The following is a 15,828-nucleotide window of genomic DNA, read 5'->3' as shown; positions in this document are numbered from 1 at the left end:
GATTTGGACCGGTGTCCGACGCCCCACGGAGAAGTCCCCGGAAGGGCTGACCGCGTCCCGCAGCCCCGCCGGAACGAGCCAGGCCCGCCCGCGCCCCTCCTCTCCTCTCTTCCCCGGCCGCGCCACACGATGCACCCCGTCCTCCGAGGTGACGCCCATGCGTATCCGTACGTCCTTCCCCACGAGATCACTCACGAGGACGTCCTCGTCCCCCTCTCGGACGGCACCCGTCTGTACGCCAGGATCTGGCCTCCGCTGACCGAGGACCCCGTACCGGCCGGCGCTCCTGGAGTACCACCCGCATCGCCCGACCGACGGGACGGCCCCGCGCGACCGGCAGCGGCACCCCTGGTACGCCGGTCATGGTTACGCCTCCGTCCGCGTGGACACGCGCGGGTACGGCAACTCGGAGGGCGCGCCGACGGACGGGTGCTCGGAGACCGAGCCGGCCGACGGCGTGGAAGTGATCGGCTGGCCGGCCGACCGGTCCTGGTGCACCGGCAGGGTCGGCATGTTCGGGATCGCCTGGGGCGGCTGCGACTCCCTCCGCATCGCCGCTCCCGCGCCCGAGCCGCCAGGAGACGCTGCGCTGGTGGGACCACCGGCTCCGGGAAGAGGACACCGGCGCGCTCTCCGCTCCTCTCCTGCGTTCGTACGTGATGGACGCGCACCCCCCGGCGGCCGTGCACGGGGACCTTGCGGGCCGCCGGGTCGGCGGCCCGGCCTGGCCCTCGCCCTCGGTGACCCAGGTCGCGTACGCGCTCCAGGGTGCCCCGGTGCCGGTGCGGTCCCCTCAGCACACGGGGATCGACGCGGGCCGCCTCCTCCCCTCCGGCGACGACGCCGACCTGCCGCCGGACCAGCGGGAGGAGGACGCCCGGTCGGCCTGCTTCGAGTTCGCGGTGCCGGCGGAGACCTGGGTGCTGGGCCGCCCTCGGGTCTCACTGCGGCTGACGTCCGGCCCACCCGGGGGCCAGGTGATCGCCCGCCTGTGCGACGTGGCCCCGGACGGAGCGTCCACCCTCGTCACCCGCGGCGCCCTGAACCTGTCGGCCCGCCGGGACCGCGACCGGACGGTCCCCTGGAGTCCGGGCACCACGGAGAACGTGATGTTCGACCTGTCCGCCATCGGCTACGCGTTCCCGGCGGGCCACCGCATCCGGCTGAGCGTCTCCTCGGCGTACTGGCCCTGGATCTGGCCGCGGCCGGGCTCGGCGGCGGGCTTCACCCTCGAACCGATCGGCAGCACCCTCGAACTCCCCTTACGGACAAGGGCGTCGGACCCGTCCATCACGTTCGGGGAACCGGAGGAGGCGGAGCCCCTCGGCGCGACCGACTCCGAGACGCTGGACGAACCGCGCCCGCGGCGCCTGGTTTTGCGCGACGTGGCCGCGGGCACCTGGCGCCTCGAGGCGAACCCGCGCCACGGCGGCACCCGCGTGCATCCCGACGGCCTCGAACACACGGAGGACGCGCGGGAGACGTACACGATCGACGAGTCGGACCCGTCGTCCGCCCGCGCCCGCTCGACCTGGTCGATCCGGCTGCACCGCCCGGACCTGCCGTGGGACGCCCGCGTCGAGACGACCTCCGCCATCAGGTGCGACGCGCGGGACTTCGTCCTGTCCGACGAGCTCGTCCGCAAGGACGGCGACGAGGTCGTCTTCCACCGGACCCGGGAGAAGAGGACCCCGCGCACGGCCGGCTGACAGAACCGGACGAACAGGGCTTACGGGTAAGGGAGTTCCCTCTCGTCGCCCCCTCGGCGCACGACGTCACCCGCCCTGGTCCGACCCTGCCACGCGCCCCGCGGCCCGCACCCCTCCGCAAGGGGCTCGCCGGGCGCCTTGAGGCGTCCCGACACCCCACCCCCAAGGGCGCAATGCCCGACTTGCCCGGCATGCCGCGTTGATGACCCTCGACCTCGTGAGTTGAGTCACCCGCGAACCGGTCCGCCGCCTCGCACCCCTCCCCCGCCAACCCGTTCACCAAAGGCAAGTTGAGGATTCAATTCCGCCTTAATCGGACGTTTCCCCCTGGCTCTAAACAGGCGAAATAGATCTTCAAAGCCAAATCTGGCCTTGTTCCGGACATGTGCTCTCGCATACGTTTCCGTCGATCCCGGGCGGATCGCCGAATCCTGCCGCCGCCCGGAAACCCACCCACCCACGCACGGCAGGAGCGGGGGAACCACAGGTAAGCCGCCGATCCGGACACACCGGACCGGCTGGGGTGAAGCCGCGCCCGAAAACGCGGCCGGGCATCTCCCGCCCGAACCCGACAGCTCACCTCGCAGGCGTCGGAGAGGACACCAGTCATGCCCGCACGAGGCAAGCACCGCCACACGAAGTCCAACATCATCACTCGGGGCATGATCGCCGCCGGTACGGGTGGCATAGCCCTCGCCCTCCCGCTCGTGAGCGCGACCGGCGCCCACGCGGCCACCCCGGCGCAGGCCCCCCAGGTCACCAAGGCCGCGAAGACCGCGGTGGTCCCCAACGTCCAGCTCATCACCTACAAGGTGGTCGCGGGTGACACCCTCTCCAAGGTGGCGCAGAAGCACCCCGAGAGCGGCGGCTGGAAGAAGCTGTACCAGGCGAACCGCGCCGTCATCGGCGACAACCCCGCGTTGATCAGCCCGGGCCTGAAGCTGACCGTGGGCACGAAGACGCTGAAGCCGACGGCCGCGGGCACGACGGCGAAGGCCACCCCGGCAGTCGCCAAGAAGGCCGCGACGACGGCCGTCCAGGCCTCCGCCAAGACGTACACGAACGACCTCGACGGCTGGATCAAGCACTCGCTGGACATCATGGCCCAGCACGGCATCCCGGGCAGCTACGACGGCATCCACCGCAACGTGATGCGCGAGTCGTCCGGCAACCCGCTCGCCATCAACAACTGGGACTCCAACGCCGTCGCGGGCACCCCCTCCAAGGGCCTGCTCCAGGTCATCGACCCCACGTTCCGGGCCTTCCACGTCCCCGGCACGTCGATGGACCCCTACGACCCGGTCGCGAACATCACCGCGGCCTGCAACTACGCGGCCAAGACCTACGGCTCCATCGACAACGTCAACGGCGCCTACTGATCACACCGCGGCACCGATCGCACCCGCACCCGTCGGCGGCCCGTACCCGGGCCCGCCGACGGGTGCGTCGTCGTGGGCGCCGCACGCCGACTCGCCGGCGTCGGGCCCCTCGGCCGACGACCCCTAGAAGCCGAAGAGGCGCTCCAGGACGACCGCGATCCCGTCGTCCTCGTTCGACAGCGTGACCTCGTCGGCCACCGCCTTCAGTTCCGGATGGGCGTTGGCCATCGCCACGCCACGGGCGGCCCAGTCGAACATCGGGATGTCGTTGGGCATGTCTCCGAAGGCGAGCGTCGCCGAGGGGCTGAGCCCCAGATGCGCCGCCGCCAGAGCGAGGCCCGTCGCCTTGGTCACCCCGCATGGCTGGAGTTCGACGGTGCCGGGCCCGGACATCGTGACCGTCGCGAGCGAGCCGACCACTCCTCGCGCCGCCGACGCCAACTCGTCGTCGGACAACAAGGGGTGACGGAGCAGCACCTTGCTGATCGGCTCCGACCAGAGGTCGTCCCGCCGCCGCACCCGCACCGCCGGCAGGGTCGGATGCGGCATCACGTACCCCGGCTCGATGAGCGTCAGCCCGTCCACGCCGTCCTGGTCGACCGCCGCGTACAGCATCCCGACCTCCGCCTCGATCTTGCCGAGCGCCGTCTCCGCCAGTTCCCTGTCCAGGGTCACCGACCAGAGCATCCGGTCCGCCCCGGCGTCGTACAGCTGCGCCCCCTGTCCGCACACCGCCAGTCCCTCACCGCCGAGTTCGTCGAGCAGCGGTCGCACGCGCGGCGCGGGGCGGCCCGTCACCACGAGGTGCCGGGCACCCGCCTGGGCCACCTTCGCCAACGCGGCCCGCGACCGGTCGGAGAGAGTGTCGTCGCCGCGCAGCAGCGTTCCGTCCAGGTCAGTGGCGATGAGTGAATATGCAGTCGGAGCGGCCATGATCCGAAGAATACGGATCGAACGACACATGGGCCCGGCGTGAACCGGACGACGTCCGGTATCCCGTCAGCAACGCCGTTCACCGTACGGTGGTAAGCGCGTTGCGACCGCTTCGGATCACGCACCGTCCGCTTCCGCCCACACCGACTTTCCCGCACACGACCGACCACAACACCTCAACACCGCCCGGTGACAGGCGAACTCGGCGGCCGCCAGCCCTCGACGCCGGCCCAGCGTGACCGCCGAGACCGGCCCGCGACGGGAATCGCCCGCCACTTTCCACAAGTCATGGGAAAAACATGCCACTTGAGCCTTCCGCGACGCGGCCTCCGCTTGCCTCCGGCGCGGTGACCCCGTTCCGGCGCCATCTCCGCTCCGCCGCCGAAGCCGTGATCCGGCGCTTTCCGGAATCCCTGCGCCCGGAGATCTACGCCCTCTCCTTCCGGATCTGGCGGATCGACGGCGACGAGCGCCACCCGTACGTGGCCATCGGCTACAACACCGAGTCCCGGTACGAGCGGGAGAGCTACCCCGAGGACCCGGGCGAGGCCCGCTGGAACTACGCCCTGTGGCTGCTCGACGGCTTCGAGACCCTGGGCAACGTCCCGGAGGACCCGGCGGGAAGTCCCTTGTACGGGGAGGAGGTCAGGGAACTGGGCATCTGGTTCGACGGTGAATACGACTTCCTGACCATGGATCTCCCGGAGGAAGAGGAGGAAGAACTGGACGCCCTGTCCGACCTCCTCCGCCTCCACTTCTCCGACGCCGTCATCGACCTCGCCCGCCACCTGCACGCCGACGGTCTGCTCACCGAGATCTTCGGCCGCGACCTGCCCGTCGTCGTCTTCGACATGGACAGCCCCGGATGGGAGATCGAGGCCACCAGGGCCGCCAACCCGCCCGAGTCCGTAGCGGACTTCATGGCCTGGCAACAGGGAGCCGTCTACGAGAGCGCGCCGAGGACGGAGGAGTTCCTCCTCCGCCTCGACGCGGAGTGGCTCGACTACTTCCGCGCCATGGCCGACGTCCTCGTGACCCGCTTCGGCATCTCCCGCGCGCAGGCCGTCGCCAGGATCAACGAGCGCTTCGCGGCGGAGGAGATCAAGCCCATGGGCGAAGACCTCCTCGGCCACGAACTCCCCGAGTTCTGGGCGTACCACCTCTACTTCGAACCGGACTCCCGAGGCCTGCTCCCCTCGGCCTCCCCCGGGTCCGAGGACGACCTCGGCGCGTGGACCGTCCGCCCCGCCCCACCCCGGGACTCGGCCGCCTGGACCCTCGCGGAGGAGTCCTGACGGCCACGCCCACCACCTCGCCCACCGGTGCCGTCACCGACATCGGCCCCGGCACCGTCACCCGTGCGCGGCCACCAGATGCCTGGCCAACCGTGGTGAGGCGAACTCCGTCCCGCACACGAAGCGCATCACCGGCCCGTAGGAGGCCGCCGCCGGCAGCCCGGTGAAGTACAGGCCGGGTACGGAGGACCGGTACCCCGCCCCCAGCTTCGGTGTACCGCGGCTCACCGCCAGCGCCGCGCGGAGCTCGTGCCCGAGGAAGTCCATCGCGGCGAGGTCGACGCGGTAGCCGGTCGCGGCGATGACGTGATCGGCGGAGAGCTCTTCCACCCGGCCGCCGTGCGTCTGCACCGTGAGAACGGGACTGCCGTCGGAGGCCGTGGCGCCGACGATCCGGCGGACCTCCCGGACCGTGACCTTGCCCTCGAAACGGTCACGGAGCCACCAGGCGCCGAGCGGACCGAGCACGCGGCGGACCAGGTAGTGCCGGGCCTGGGCGGGCAGCCGGCGGTAGGGCTGCGGGTAGTAGCTCAGCGCCCACAGGGACCAGGCGCGCCCGAACGGCGACTCCGGGCGCAGCCTGGGCTGCTGCCACGGCGGCGCTCCGAAGTCGACGGCGCCCTTGCCCCGGGACACCACCCGCACCTGCGCGCCCGCCTCCGCCGCGAGCGCCGCCGTCTCCAGAGCGGACTGACCGGCGCCGACGACTATCAGGTCCTTGCCGGAGAAACGGCTCAGGTCGTGCTCCTGCGAGCTGTGCGAGACCGGGCCGCTCGGCGTGGGCCCGTCCGGCGCCGCCCCCGCAAGCTCGGGCGGCAGATGCGCCAGCCCGGACAGTCCGGTGGCCACCACGACCGCCCGCGCGGTGAACGACTCCCCCGAATCCAGCTTGATCTCGAACCCACCGGACCCGCCCGCCCCCTCGTGACCGCCTTCCCGGCCGCCCTTCCGGTCGACGGAAACCACCCGCACGCGCTCCAGGTCGGGCACGAGCTTCTGCTGGAACCACTCGCCGTACGCGATGAACGTCTCGACCGGGATGATGTCCTCGTCCGTGACCAGGCGCGGCTTTCCCGCCGCGTCGCAGTAGTCGGCGAGCGTGTGGCCGCGCTGCGGGGCGTCGATGCTGGAGGCGGCCGGAGTCGATTTGAGGAGCATTCCCACGGGCATGTGGTCGCGCCAGCTCACCATGGGCTCGCCGAACACACGCACCGGGACACCACGGGCCCGCAGATGGGCTGCGGTGGACAGCCCGAACGGCCCCGCACCGATGACTGCTACCGGATGAATCACGAAGTCCCTCCCCAGGACGTACTACGTCTACTTCGCGGTAGAACTGTTCGTGCTGCCACGGCGGTTGGTCCGCCACAGCTGATACAGGTGTTTGGCGCCCGGCCGCACGAAGCGCGCCAGCATCATGAAGAACGGCCGCAGGTCGTCACCCGCTAGCCATGCCAGCTCCGTGCCGCTCGCACGGGCCGGCGCGTGCGGTGTCGTGTAGCCGCTGCGCCGGTAGGCGAGCAGGGCCGGCAGGTCGATGTTCTCCACGATGTACCGGTGACCGGCCCGTTGTTCCCCCTCCGGAACACCGCGCCCGGTCAGGTCCGCGTGCATGGCACGGACGACGTCGATCCCCGACTCGTTCTCGAAGAGCCGGAACTGCGCGCCCATGCGTGGGTTGAAGTCGAGGAGCTTGTACTGACCGTCACGGCGGTCGAAACGCAGGTCGAGGTCGATGATTCCGCTGAAGCCGATCTGCTTGATGAAACGTGCGGCCAGGTCCGCGAGTTCCGGATTGTCCACGACGTACGCGTTCGCCGTCATGCCCGCGTGCGGCGGCCACGAACGGACCTTCACCCCCGTGAACATCGCGAGCGGCGTCGAGTCCGCGTCGAAGTACGCGTGCACGATCCAGTCCTCCGCCTCCTCCCTCGGCAGGTACTCCTGGAGGATCACTCCCGGCCGCGCGCCCCAGTCCCGGGCGAGCGCGAGCAGCCCCTCACGGGTCGCGATCCTCGTCGTGCCGCTGACGGCGGGCCGGCTGCGGCGGACGAACGCCTCGCGGTTCTTGGCGACGAGCGGGAAGCGGGCCTTCTCGGCGAAGGCCTCTATCTCGTCGTACGACTGCGGAAAGGCCGCCGCCGGGGTGGGGATACCGTGCTCCAGGCACAGTTCGTGCAGCCCCTGCTTGCTGGCCAGCCGACGTGGCAGCTTGGCGTCCACCCGCGGGAAGAGGAAGGGGCCGGCCAGCTCCTCCTGGTGCTCCGCGATCAGGACGGCGGCCTCCTCGTCCGTCGGGACGAGAACCGTCGGACGGCCGATGCGCCGACCGATGCACAGCAGTCCCTCGACCAGCCGCTCGGGTTCCTCCGTCCCGGTGGTCGGCCAGACGAAGGCGCGGCGCAGATAGCGCGAACTCGCGGCCGGTGTGTAACGGTCCTCGGTGATGGCATACATCGGTATGCCGAGCCGCCCCAGACTCCGTATGGCGCCCACACCGCCGTGGTGCAGCGGATAGTCGCCGAACTTCACTATGAGGCCCGGAACTTCCCGGTCGACGTCGGCCGGCACACTCCTGGAGCTCCTGGCCATGGGTCCCCCCACATGTCCCCCCTACGGACCGGACCCACCCCGTCCGTGTCCCCCAAAGGACGCTAAGCCGGAATTGCCACATCCGACAAGGCCAATTCGGACATTGCAAACTCTTTAGGCACTGCCACAGCATGGTCACTCCCCCGTAACGTGTGCCCCGACCACATGAAACGCGTGGAACGCATGGATCACATGGCGAGTACGAATCCGAAAGCGAGGCACCAACCGATGCCCCCCTTCGATGTCCCCGAGGGCGATCCCTTCGGCCCGCACAACCTGCCGTACGGCGTGTTCTCCCTGACCGGACCGGACGGCGGCCCCGAACGGCGCGTCGGCGTACGGCTCGGCGACCACGTGCTCGACGCGGGCGCCGCGGCCCGGGCGCTCGGCTCCCCGTACGCCGGGCTGCTCGCGCAGCCGACCCTCGATCCGTTGCTCGCCGCGGGCCGCACCGCCTGGTCCGACGTCCGGCGCGCGCTGACGGCCTGGGTGACCGTCCCGGCCCACCGGGAGACCCTGGCTCCCCATCTCCACCCCCTCTCCGGGGTGACGCTGCACCTCCCGTTCACCGTCGCGGACTACGTCGACTTCTACGCCTCCGAGAACCACGCCCGGAACGTCGGCCAGATCTTCCGCCCCGACGCCGCCGACTCCCTCACCCCCAACTGGAAGCACCTGCCCATCGGCTATCACGGCCGGTCAGGCACGATCGTGGTCTCCGGCACGGACGTCGTACGCCCTTCGGGCCAGCGCAAGGCCCCCGCCGACGCCGCCCCGGTCTTCGGCCCGTCGGTCCGCCTGGACATCGAGGCGGAGGTCGGCTTCGTGGTCGGCACCCCCTCGGAGATGGGCCGGCCGGTACGCCTGAGCGACTACCGCGACCACGTCTTCGGGCTCTGCCTCCTCAACGACTGGTCGGCGCGCGACATCCAGGCGTGGGAGTACGTCCCCCTCGGACCCTTCCTCGGCAAGTCGTTCGCCACCTCCGTGTCGGCGTGGATCACCCCGCTGGACGCCCTGGACGACGCCCGTGTGGCGGCCCCCGCCCGCACGCACCCCCTGCTCCCCTATCTCGACGACGCCTCAGAGGACCCGGGCGGCTACGACCTCTGGATCTCCGTCGCCATCAACGGCCACGTCGTCTCCGAGCCCCCCTTCTCCACCATGTACTGGACGGCCGCCCAGCAGCTCGCCCACATGACGGTCAACGGCGCCTCCCTGCGCACCGGTGACCTCTACGGCTCCGGAACCGTCAGCGGCGCGTCCGAGGGCGAGCGCGGCTCCCTGCTCGAACTCACCTGGAACGGCCGCGACGCCCTCGAACTCCCCGACGGCAAGCGCACCTTCCTGGAGGACGGCGACGAGGTCACCCTGACGGCCTGGGCCCCCGGGCCGGGCGGCACCCGGGTGGGTCTCGGCGAGGTGCGGGGCCGCATCACGCAGGCCGTCCCCCAGTAGGACGAGGTCCGCGTCACGGTGGTCGGGATCCTGACCACCGTGACCCCGCGGAAGCGGACCGCCGACGCCCCGGGGCGCCCCACCGGACCCGCCCGCCGCACCTTCACCCGACGACAGCACGAACGCCCGCGAAGGCCGTCCGCGGCTTCCGGTCCTCTACATCCAGTCCTCGGGCTCCGGCTCCTGGTCCATCTCGGGCCAGTCCAGGTCGGGCCACTCACCGGGGGCCGCGGTCCCCGTGACCGGGGCGACCGAACGGGTCGCGGCGACCGGAGCGCCCGGTCCCGACGGAGCGGTCGACGGGGCCGGGGCGGCGGCTCCGGTGACCGCGGGCGAGCCGTCGCCCAGCGCGGCCAGCACCGTGATCACGCCCTCCCCGTACGTCGCCAGCTTCTTCTCGCCCACCCCGCTGATGCCGCCCAGGTCCTTCACGGACGTGGGCCACACGGTGGCGATCTCCCTCAGCGTGGCGTCGTGGAAGATCACGTACGCCGGGACGCCCTGCTCGCGCGCCTGCTCCGCCCGCCACGCGCGCAGCGCCTCGAACGCGGGAACGAGCTCGGCGGGGAGTTCGGCCGCGGCCGTCTTGGCCTTGCGCTCGCCCTTGGCGCCCGAGGACCGGGCCACGGTCGGCTTCGGGGGCTCCTTGCGCAGCGGCACATCCCGTTCGCGCCGCAGCACGGTCCCGCTGGCGTCGGTCAGCACCAGCGTGCCGTACTCGCCCTCGACCGCGATCAGCCCCTGGGCCAGCAACTGCCGTACGACGCCCCGCCATTCGGACTCGGCCAGCTCCTCGCCGATACCGAAGACGGACAGCTGGTCGTGGTCGAACTGGATCACCTTGGCGCTCCGCCGCCCCAGCAGGATGTCGACGATCTGCCCGGCGCCGAACTTCTGCCCCCGCTCGCGCTGGAGCCGTACCACCGTGGACAGCAGCTTCTGCGCCGCGACCGTGCCGTCCCAGGTCTCCGGGGGCGCCAGGCAGGTGTCGCAGTTGCCGCAGGCCGGGGTGTTCGGGTCCTGGCCGAAGTACGCGAGCAGCTGGGAGCGCCTGCACTCGACCGTCTCGCACAGGGCGAGCATCGAGTCCAGGTGGGCCGCCGCCCGCCGCCGGAACGCCTCGTCGCCCTCGGAACCCTGGATCATCTTGCGCTGTTGGACCACGTCCTGAAGGCCGTACGCCATCCAGGCGGTGGACGGCTGTCCGTCACGGCCGGCGCGGCCCGTCTCCTGGTAGTAGCCCTCGACCGACTTGGGCAGGTCGAGGTGGGCGACGAACCTGACGTCCGGTTTGTCGATGCCCATGCCGAAGGCGATCGTCGCGACCACCACCAGGCCCTCCTCCCGCAGGAAGCGTGACTGATGGGTGGCGCGGGTGCCCGCGTCCAGGCCCGCGTGGTACGGCACCGCCTCGACGCCGTTGCGGGACAGGAACTCGGCTGTCTTCTCCACCGAGTTGCGCGAGAGGCAGTAGACGATGCCCGCGTCGCCCGCGTGCTCCTCGCGCAGGAAGGACAGCAACTGCTTCTTCGGGTCGACCTTGGGAACGATCCGGTACTGGATGTTGGGGCGGTCGAAGCTCGCCTCGAAATGGCGGGCCGTGGGCATGCCCAGGCGCTGCGTGATCTCCTTGTGCGTCGCGCGCGTGGCCGTGGCCGTCAGCGCGAGACGGGGAACGTCCGGCCAGCGCTCGCCGAGCAGCGAGAGCGCCAGGTAGTCGGGGCGGAAGTCGTGACCCCACTGGGCCACGCAGTGCGCCTCGTCGATCGCGAAGACGGAGATCTTCGCGCGGGACAGCAGGTTCAGTGTGTTGTCCAGCCGCAGCCGCTCCGGGGCGAGGTAGAGCAGGTCGAGCTCTCCGGCCAGGAGTTCCGCCTCGACCAGACGCCGCTCGTCGAAGTCCTGCGTGGAGTTCATGAACCCGGCGCGCACGCCCAGCGCCCGCAGGGCGTCCACCTGGTCCTGCATGAGCGCGATGAGCGGGGAGACCACAACGCCCGTGCCCGGTCTGACCAGGGACGGAATCTGGTAGCAGAGGGACTTGCCGCCACCGGTCGGCATCAGGACGACGGCGTCACCGCCCGCCACCACGTGCTCGATGATCGCTTCCTGCTCACCGCGGAAGGCGTCGTATCCGAAGACCCGGTGGAGGGTGGCCAGCGCCTCGCTCTCACCCAGCGTCTCCGTCGCGTCCGCTTCGGTCATCACACCCGTCCCGCCCATCATCCTGTCCCCCGTACGTCGCGCCTCGACCACTGCGTCCACGATAGGGGTCAGCGCCGACAGTCCGAGAGTTGTCCACAGGCTGCGAGGGACCGGCTTCCCTACGCATCGGCCGATCAACGGCCGGACGGCCTTCGGCCGGCGTCGGCGACCGGCCCCGCCCCATCCGCCGGACGACTCGGCCCGTCGGACGGCCCGGCCCCGCCGCGTTCAGCCCGTTGGCCCCGCTCACATAGCGGCCCTCCGGGCCCGAGGGACATGCTGCTCGGGCGGGACGACGGACCCGCAGCCGACGGAACCGGCGCCGTCACGGCCGCCCCCACTCGCGCCTTCAGGAGTCCTCGCATGTCCCAGCGCCCTCTCAGGACCGTCATCACCCTCGTGACAGCCGCTACCGCGGCGCTCGCCCTCGCCACCGCTCCCGCCCCGGCCGCGTCCGGCCCGGTCGACCCGAAGGCCGCGCGGGACCTGGCCAGGGCCTACGCGGCCAGTGCCCGGTACCTCGACGAGAAGGCCGCCCTCGCCGACGGGTACGTCCCCCATCAGTGCTCCGCGGACCCCGCTGGCCACGGCGCCATGGGTTACCACTACTTCAACGAGTCCCGCTACGGCTCGCTCGACCCGGCGAAGCCCGCGGCCCTCCTCTTCGAGGACGGGAAGGACGGACGGCGCAGGCTCGCCGGAGTGGAGTGGATCGTGGTGGACGCCGACCAGAACCCGAGGACGTCCGGCGACCGGCCCTCGATGTTCGGCGGCCAGAAGTTCGAAGGCCCGATGCCCGGGCACTACCCCGGCATGCCGGTCCACTACGACCTGCACGTCTGGCTCTGGAAGCACAATCCCGAGGGGCTGTTCGACCGGTGGAATCCCCGGGTGAAGTGCCCGGCCGCCCCGGTCCGCCCCGGCCCGTCGCACGCGGCCCACTCCGGCGCACACTCCGCCACCCACTGAGAACGGCTCGGGCCCCACTCCCCCTGGGGGGAGTGGGGCCCGAGCCGCGCGAGGCCCTGCTCAGCGCACGAAGACCCCGGCCTGGCTCGCCAGGTCCAGGAAGTACTGCGGCGCCACACCCAGCACCAGCGTGACCGCCACGCCGAAGGCGATGGCCGTCATCGTCAGCGGCGACGGCACGGCGACCGTCGGCCCCTCCGGCTTCGGCTCGCTGAAGAACATCAGCACGATCACGCGGATGTAGAAGAACGCCGCGATGGCGGACGAGATCACACCGACCACGACCAGCGCGCCGGCGCCGCCCTCGGCCGCCGCCTTGAACACGGCGAACTTCCCGGCGAATCCGGAGGTCAGCGGGATGCCCGCGAAGGCCAGCAGGAAGATCGCGAACACCGCGGCCACCAGCGGTGACCTGCGTCCGAGTCCCGCCCACTTGGACAGGTGCGTGGCCTCGCCGCCCGCGTCCCGTACCAGCGTGACGACGGCGAAGGCACCGATCGTGACGAAGGAGTACGAGGCCAGGTAGAAGAGCACCGACGAGACCCCGTCCGGCGAGGTCGCGATGACACCCGCGAGGATGAATCCGGCGTGCGCGATCGACGAGTACGCCAGCAGTCGCTTGATGTCGGTCTGGGTGATGGCGACGATCGCACCGCCCAGCATGGTGACGACCGCCACCGCCCACATGACCGGCCGCCAGTCCCATCGCAGGCCCGGCAGGACGACGTACAGCAGGCGCAGCAGCGCGCCGAACGCGGCCACCTTCGTCGCCGCCGCCATGAAGCCGGTGACCGGAGTGGGGGCGCCCTGGTAGACGTCCGGCGTCCACATGTGGAAGGGCACCGCGCCGACCTTGAAGAGCAGCCCCATGACGACCAGGGCGGTGCCGATGAGCAGCAGTACGTCGTTGCCCATGGTGCCGGCGAGCGCCGGGTCGATGTTGGTGACCGTGCCGTCGACGACATGCGCGATGTCCGCGTACGACACCGAGCCCGCGTAGCCGTACAGCAGGGCGATGCCGAAGAGGGTGAACGCGGAGGCGAAGGCACCGAGCAGGAAGTACTTGACCGCCGCTTCCTGCGACATGAGCCGCTTGCGGCGGGCCACGGCGCACAGGAGGTACAGCGGGAGGGAGAAGACCTCCAGCGCGATGAACAGTGTCAGCAGGTCGTTGGCCGACGGGAAGACGAGCATGCCGCTGATCGCGAAGAGCAGCAGCGGGAACACCTCGGTGGTGGTGAAGCCGGCCTTCACGGCGGCCTTCTCGCTGTCGCTGCCGGGCACCGAAGCGGCCTGCGCGGCGAAGGAGTCGACCCGGTTCCCGTGGGCCTCCGGGTCGAGGCGCCGCTCGGCGAAGGTGAACACGCCGAGCAGACCGGCCAGCAGGATCGTTCCCTGCAGGAACAGGGACGGTCCGTCGACCGCGATCGCGCCCATCGCGGCGATGTGCGCCTTCGTGGTGCCGTATCCGCCCGCCGCGAGCGCGACGACCGCGGCGAACGCCGCGGCGAGCGCGACGACGGCGACGAACACTTGTGTGTAGTAACGCGACTTGCGCGGCACGAAGGCCTCGACCAGCACCCCGATGACGGCCGCACCGAGAACGATCAAAGTGGGCGACAATTGCCCATATTCGATCTTCGGTGCGTCGATCTTGGAGATCGGCTCGGTCGCGGCTGCCGCCGTTGTCCACAGGCTGTGGACGGCTGATGCGCTCACTTGGCCGCCTCCACCTCGGGCTGGGGGTCCGTCTCGTGTACGTCTGACATGGTCTGCTTGACCGCCGGGTTGACGATGTCGGTGACCGGCTTCGGGTAGACGCCCAGGAAGATCAGCAGAACGATCAGCGGGGCGACCACCAGGAGCTCGCGCACCCTGAGGTCCGGCATCTCGGCCACCTCCGCCTTGACCGGGCCCGTCATCGTCCGCTGGTACAGGACGAGGGTGTAGAGCGCGGCGAGGACGATGCCGAAGGTGGCGATGATGCCGACGGCCGGGTAGCGCGCGAACGTGCCTACCAGGACCAGGAATTCACTCACGAAGGGCGCGAGACCCGGGAGCGAGAGGGTCGCGAGGCCGCCGATCAGGAAGGTGCCCGCGAGCACCGGGGCGACCTTCTGCACCCCTCCGTAGTCGGCGATCAGACGCGAGCCGCGCCGCGAGATCAGGAAGCCCGCCACCAGCATCAGGGCGGCGGTCGAGATCCCGTGGTTGACCATGTAGAGCGTCGCGCCCGACTGGCCCTGACTGGTCATCGCGAAGATGCCCAGGATGATGAACCCGAAGTGCGAGATCGACGCGTAGGCGACCAGTCGCTTGATGTCCCGCTGTCCGACCGCCAGCAGCGCCCCGTAGATGATGCTGATCAACGCCAGGACGAGGATCGCGGGCGTCGCCCACTTGCTCGCCTCCGGGAAGAGCTGGAGGCAGAAGCGGAGCATCGCGAAGGTGCCGACCTTGTCGACGACCGCCGTGATCAGCACGGCGACCGGCGCGGTGGCCTCACCCATGGCGTTGGGCAGCCAGGTGTGCAGCGGCCACAGGGGCGCCTTCACCGCGAAGGCGAAGAAGAAGCCGAGGAAGAGCCACCGCTCGGTGTTCGTCGCCATGTGCAGCGACCCGTCGGCCCGGGCCTGGACGATCTCCTGGAGCGAGAAGTTCCCGGCCACCACGTAGAGGCCGATCACGGCCGCCAGCATAATCAGACCGCCGACCAGGTTGTACAGGAGGAACTTCACCGCGGCGTACGAGCGTTGGGTGGCCGCCGCCTCGTCCCCGTGCTCGTGGGCACGGTCCCCGAAGCCGCCGATGAGGAAGTACATCGGGATCAGCATGGCTTCGAAGAAGATGTAGAAGAGGAAGACGTCGGTGGCCTCGAAGGAGATGATCACCATCGCCTCGACGGCCAGGATCAGGGCGAAGAAGCCCTGGGTCGGCCGCCAGCGCTTGCTGCCGGTCTCCTGCGGGTCGGCGTCGTGCCAGCCCGCCAGGATCACGAACGGCATCAGCAGCGCGGTGAGCGCGACGAGCGCCACCCCGATGCCGTCCACGCCCAGTTCGTAGCGCACCCCGAAGTCCGCGATCCAGGGGTGGGACTCGGTGAGCTGGTAGCGGTCACCACCGGGGTCGAAGCGCACCAGGGTGACCGCGGCGAGCGCCAGGGTGCCGAGGGACACGAGCAGCGCCAGCCACTTGGCGGCGACGCGCCGTGCGGCCGGCACGGCGGCCGTGGCGATCGCCCCGAGGGCCGGGAGCGCCGCCGTCGCTGTCAGCAGAGGAAAGGACATC

At 70.8% G+C, this 15,828-nt stretch carries 10 protein-coding genes, 1 pseudogene and 1 riboswitch; of the genes and pseudogenes, 5 read left to right on the top strand and 6 right to left on the bottom strand.

Going from position 1 to position 15,828, the window contains the following annotated elements:
* Window positions 1–157 precede the first annotated feature (157 nt).
* Window positions 158–1,709, top strand: a pseudogene (locus ACFYW7_RS30610) (CocE/NonD family hydrolase).
* 444 nt (window positions 1,710–2,153) lie between these two features.
* Window positions 2,154–2,314, top strand: a riboswitch (cyclic di-AMP (ydaO/yuaA leader).
* A gap of 3 nt (window positions 2,315–2,317) precedes the next feature.
* The gene (locus ACFYW7_RS30605) at window positions 2,318–3,088 is read left to right on the top strand and encodes a transglycosylase SLT domain-containing protein (RefSeq protein ID WP_389508268.1); all 771 of its coding nucleotides are present in this window, start codon (window positions 2,318–2,320) and stop codon (window positions 3,086–3,088) included.
* A 123-nt stretch (window positions 3,089–3,211) separates the two neighbouring features.
* On the opposite strand, the gene ACFYW7_RS30600 is transcribed toward ACFYW7_RS30605, so the two are convergent.
* Complete coding sequence (locus tag ACFYW7_RS30600; RefSeq protein WP_389508266.1) at window positions 3,212–4,021, bottom strand: HAD family hydrolase; 810 nt, start codon at window positions 4,019–4,021, stop codon at window positions 3,212–3,214.
* Window positions 4,022–4,368: 347 nt separating this feature from the next.
* On the opposite strand from ACFYW7_RS30600, the gene ACFYW7_RS30595 reads away from it, so the two are divergent.
* Window positions 4,369–5,316 (top strand): hypothetical protein, encoded by a 948-nt coding sequence (locus ACFYW7_RS30595; RefSeq protein ID WP_389508264.1) that lies wholly within the window; start codon window positions 4,369–4,371, stop codon window positions 5,314–5,316.
* Window positions 5,317–5,373: 57 nt separating this feature from the next.
* On the opposite strand, the gene ACFYW7_RS30590 is transcribed toward ACFYW7_RS30595, so the two are convergent.
* Window positions 5,374–6,609 (bottom strand): FAD-dependent oxidoreductase, encoded by a 1,236-nt coding sequence (locus tag ACFYW7_RS30590; protein WP_389508262.1) that lies wholly within the window; start codon window positions 6,607–6,609, stop codon window positions 5,374–5,376.
* Window positions 6,610–6,636: 27 nt separating this feature from the next.
* Window positions 6,637–7,908, bottom strand: coding sequence for an ATP-grasp domain-containing protein (locus ACFYW7_RS30585; RefSeq protein WP_389508260.1), 1,272 nt, complete (start codon window positions 7,906–7,908; stop codon window positions 6,637–6,639).
* Window positions 7,909–8,136: 228 nt separating this feature from the next.
* Between ACFYW7_RS30585 and fahA the strand changes: the two genes are divergently transcribed.
* The gene (gene fahA, locus ACFYW7_RS30580; protein ID WP_389508258.1) at window positions 8,137–9,366 is read left to right on the top strand and encodes a fumarylacetoacetase; all 1,230 of its coding nucleotides are present in this window, start codon (window positions 8,137–8,139) and stop codon (window positions 9,364–9,366) included.
* 156 nt (window positions 9,367–9,522) lie between these two features.
* Here the strand turns inward: fahA and recQ are convergent, their stop codons facing one another.
* A complete protein-coding gene (gene recQ / locus ACFYW7_RS30575) occupies window positions 9,523–11,589 on the bottom strand; it encodes a DNA helicase RecQ (protein ID WP_389508588.1) in 2,067 nt (688 codons plus the stop codon).
* Window positions 11,590–11,934: 345 nt separating this feature from the next.
* Between recQ and ACFYW7_RS30570 the strand changes: the two genes are divergently transcribed.
* Complete coding sequence (locus ACFYW7_RS30570) at window positions 11,935–12,540, top strand: hypothetical protein (RefSeq protein WP_389508256.1); 606 nt, start codon at window positions 11,935–11,937, stop codon at window positions 12,538–12,540.
* Between the two features lie 60 nt (window positions 12,541–12,600).
* On the opposite strand, the gene nuoN is transcribed toward ACFYW7_RS30570, so the two are convergent.
* Together nuoN and ACFYW7_RS30560 are read right to left on the bottom strand one after the other, a co-directional pair.
* Complete coding sequence (gene nuoN, locus ACFYW7_RS30565) at window positions 12,601–14,259, bottom strand: NADH-quinone oxidoreductase subunit NuoN (RefSeq protein WP_389508254.1); 1,659 nt, start codon at window positions 14,257–14,259, stop codon at window positions 12,601–12,603.
* On the bottom strand, window positions 14,256–15,827 hold the full coding sequence (locus ACFYW7_RS30560) for an NADH-quinone oxidoreductase subunit M (protein ID WP_389508252.1): 1,572 nt from the start codon (window positions 15,825–15,827) through the stop codon (window positions 14,256–14,258). The genes nuoN and ACFYW7_RS30560 overlap by 4 nt, the downstream gene beginning before the upstream one ends.
* Between the last annotated feature and the right edge of the window lies 1 nt (window position 15,828).

This window comes from Streptomyces sp. NPDC002580 (assembly GCF_042889485.1).
GTDB lineage: Bacteria > Actinomycetota > Actinomycetes > Streptomycetales > Streptomycetaceae > Streptomyces.
This window is presented reverse-complemented; position numbering and strand designations above follow the sequence as displayed.

Bases quoted from the DNA above. Each gene is read 5' to 3' on its own strand.
- ACFYW7_RS30605 (WP_389508268.1), top strand. From the start codon at position 2,318: ATGCCCGCACGAGGCAAGCACCGCCACACGAAGTCCAACATCATCACT.
- ACFYW7_RS30560 (WP_389508252.1), bottom strand. From the start codon at position 15,827: ATGTCCTTTCCTCTGCTGACAGCGACGGCGGCGCTCCCGGCCCTCGGG.
- recQ (WP_389508588.1), bottom strand. From the start codon at position 11,589: ATGGGCGGGACGGGTGTGATGACCGAAGCGGACGCGACGGAGACGCTG.
- ACFYW7_RS30570 (WP_389508256.1), top strand. From the start codon at position 11,935: ATGTCCCAGCGCCCTCTCAGGACCGTCATCACCCTCGTGACAGCCGCT.
- fahA (WP_389508258.1), top strand. From the start codon at position 8,137: ATGCCCCCCTTCGATGTCCCCGAGGGCGATCCCTTCGGCCCGCACAAC.
- ACFYW7_RS30585 (WP_389508260.1), bottom strand. From the start codon at position 7,908: ATGGCCAGGAGCTCCAGGAGTGTGCCGGCCGACGTCGACCGGGAAGTT.
- ACFYW7_RS30600 (WP_389508266.1), bottom strand. From the start codon at position 4,021: ATGGCCGCTCCGACTGCATATTCACTCATCGCCACTGACCTGGACGGA.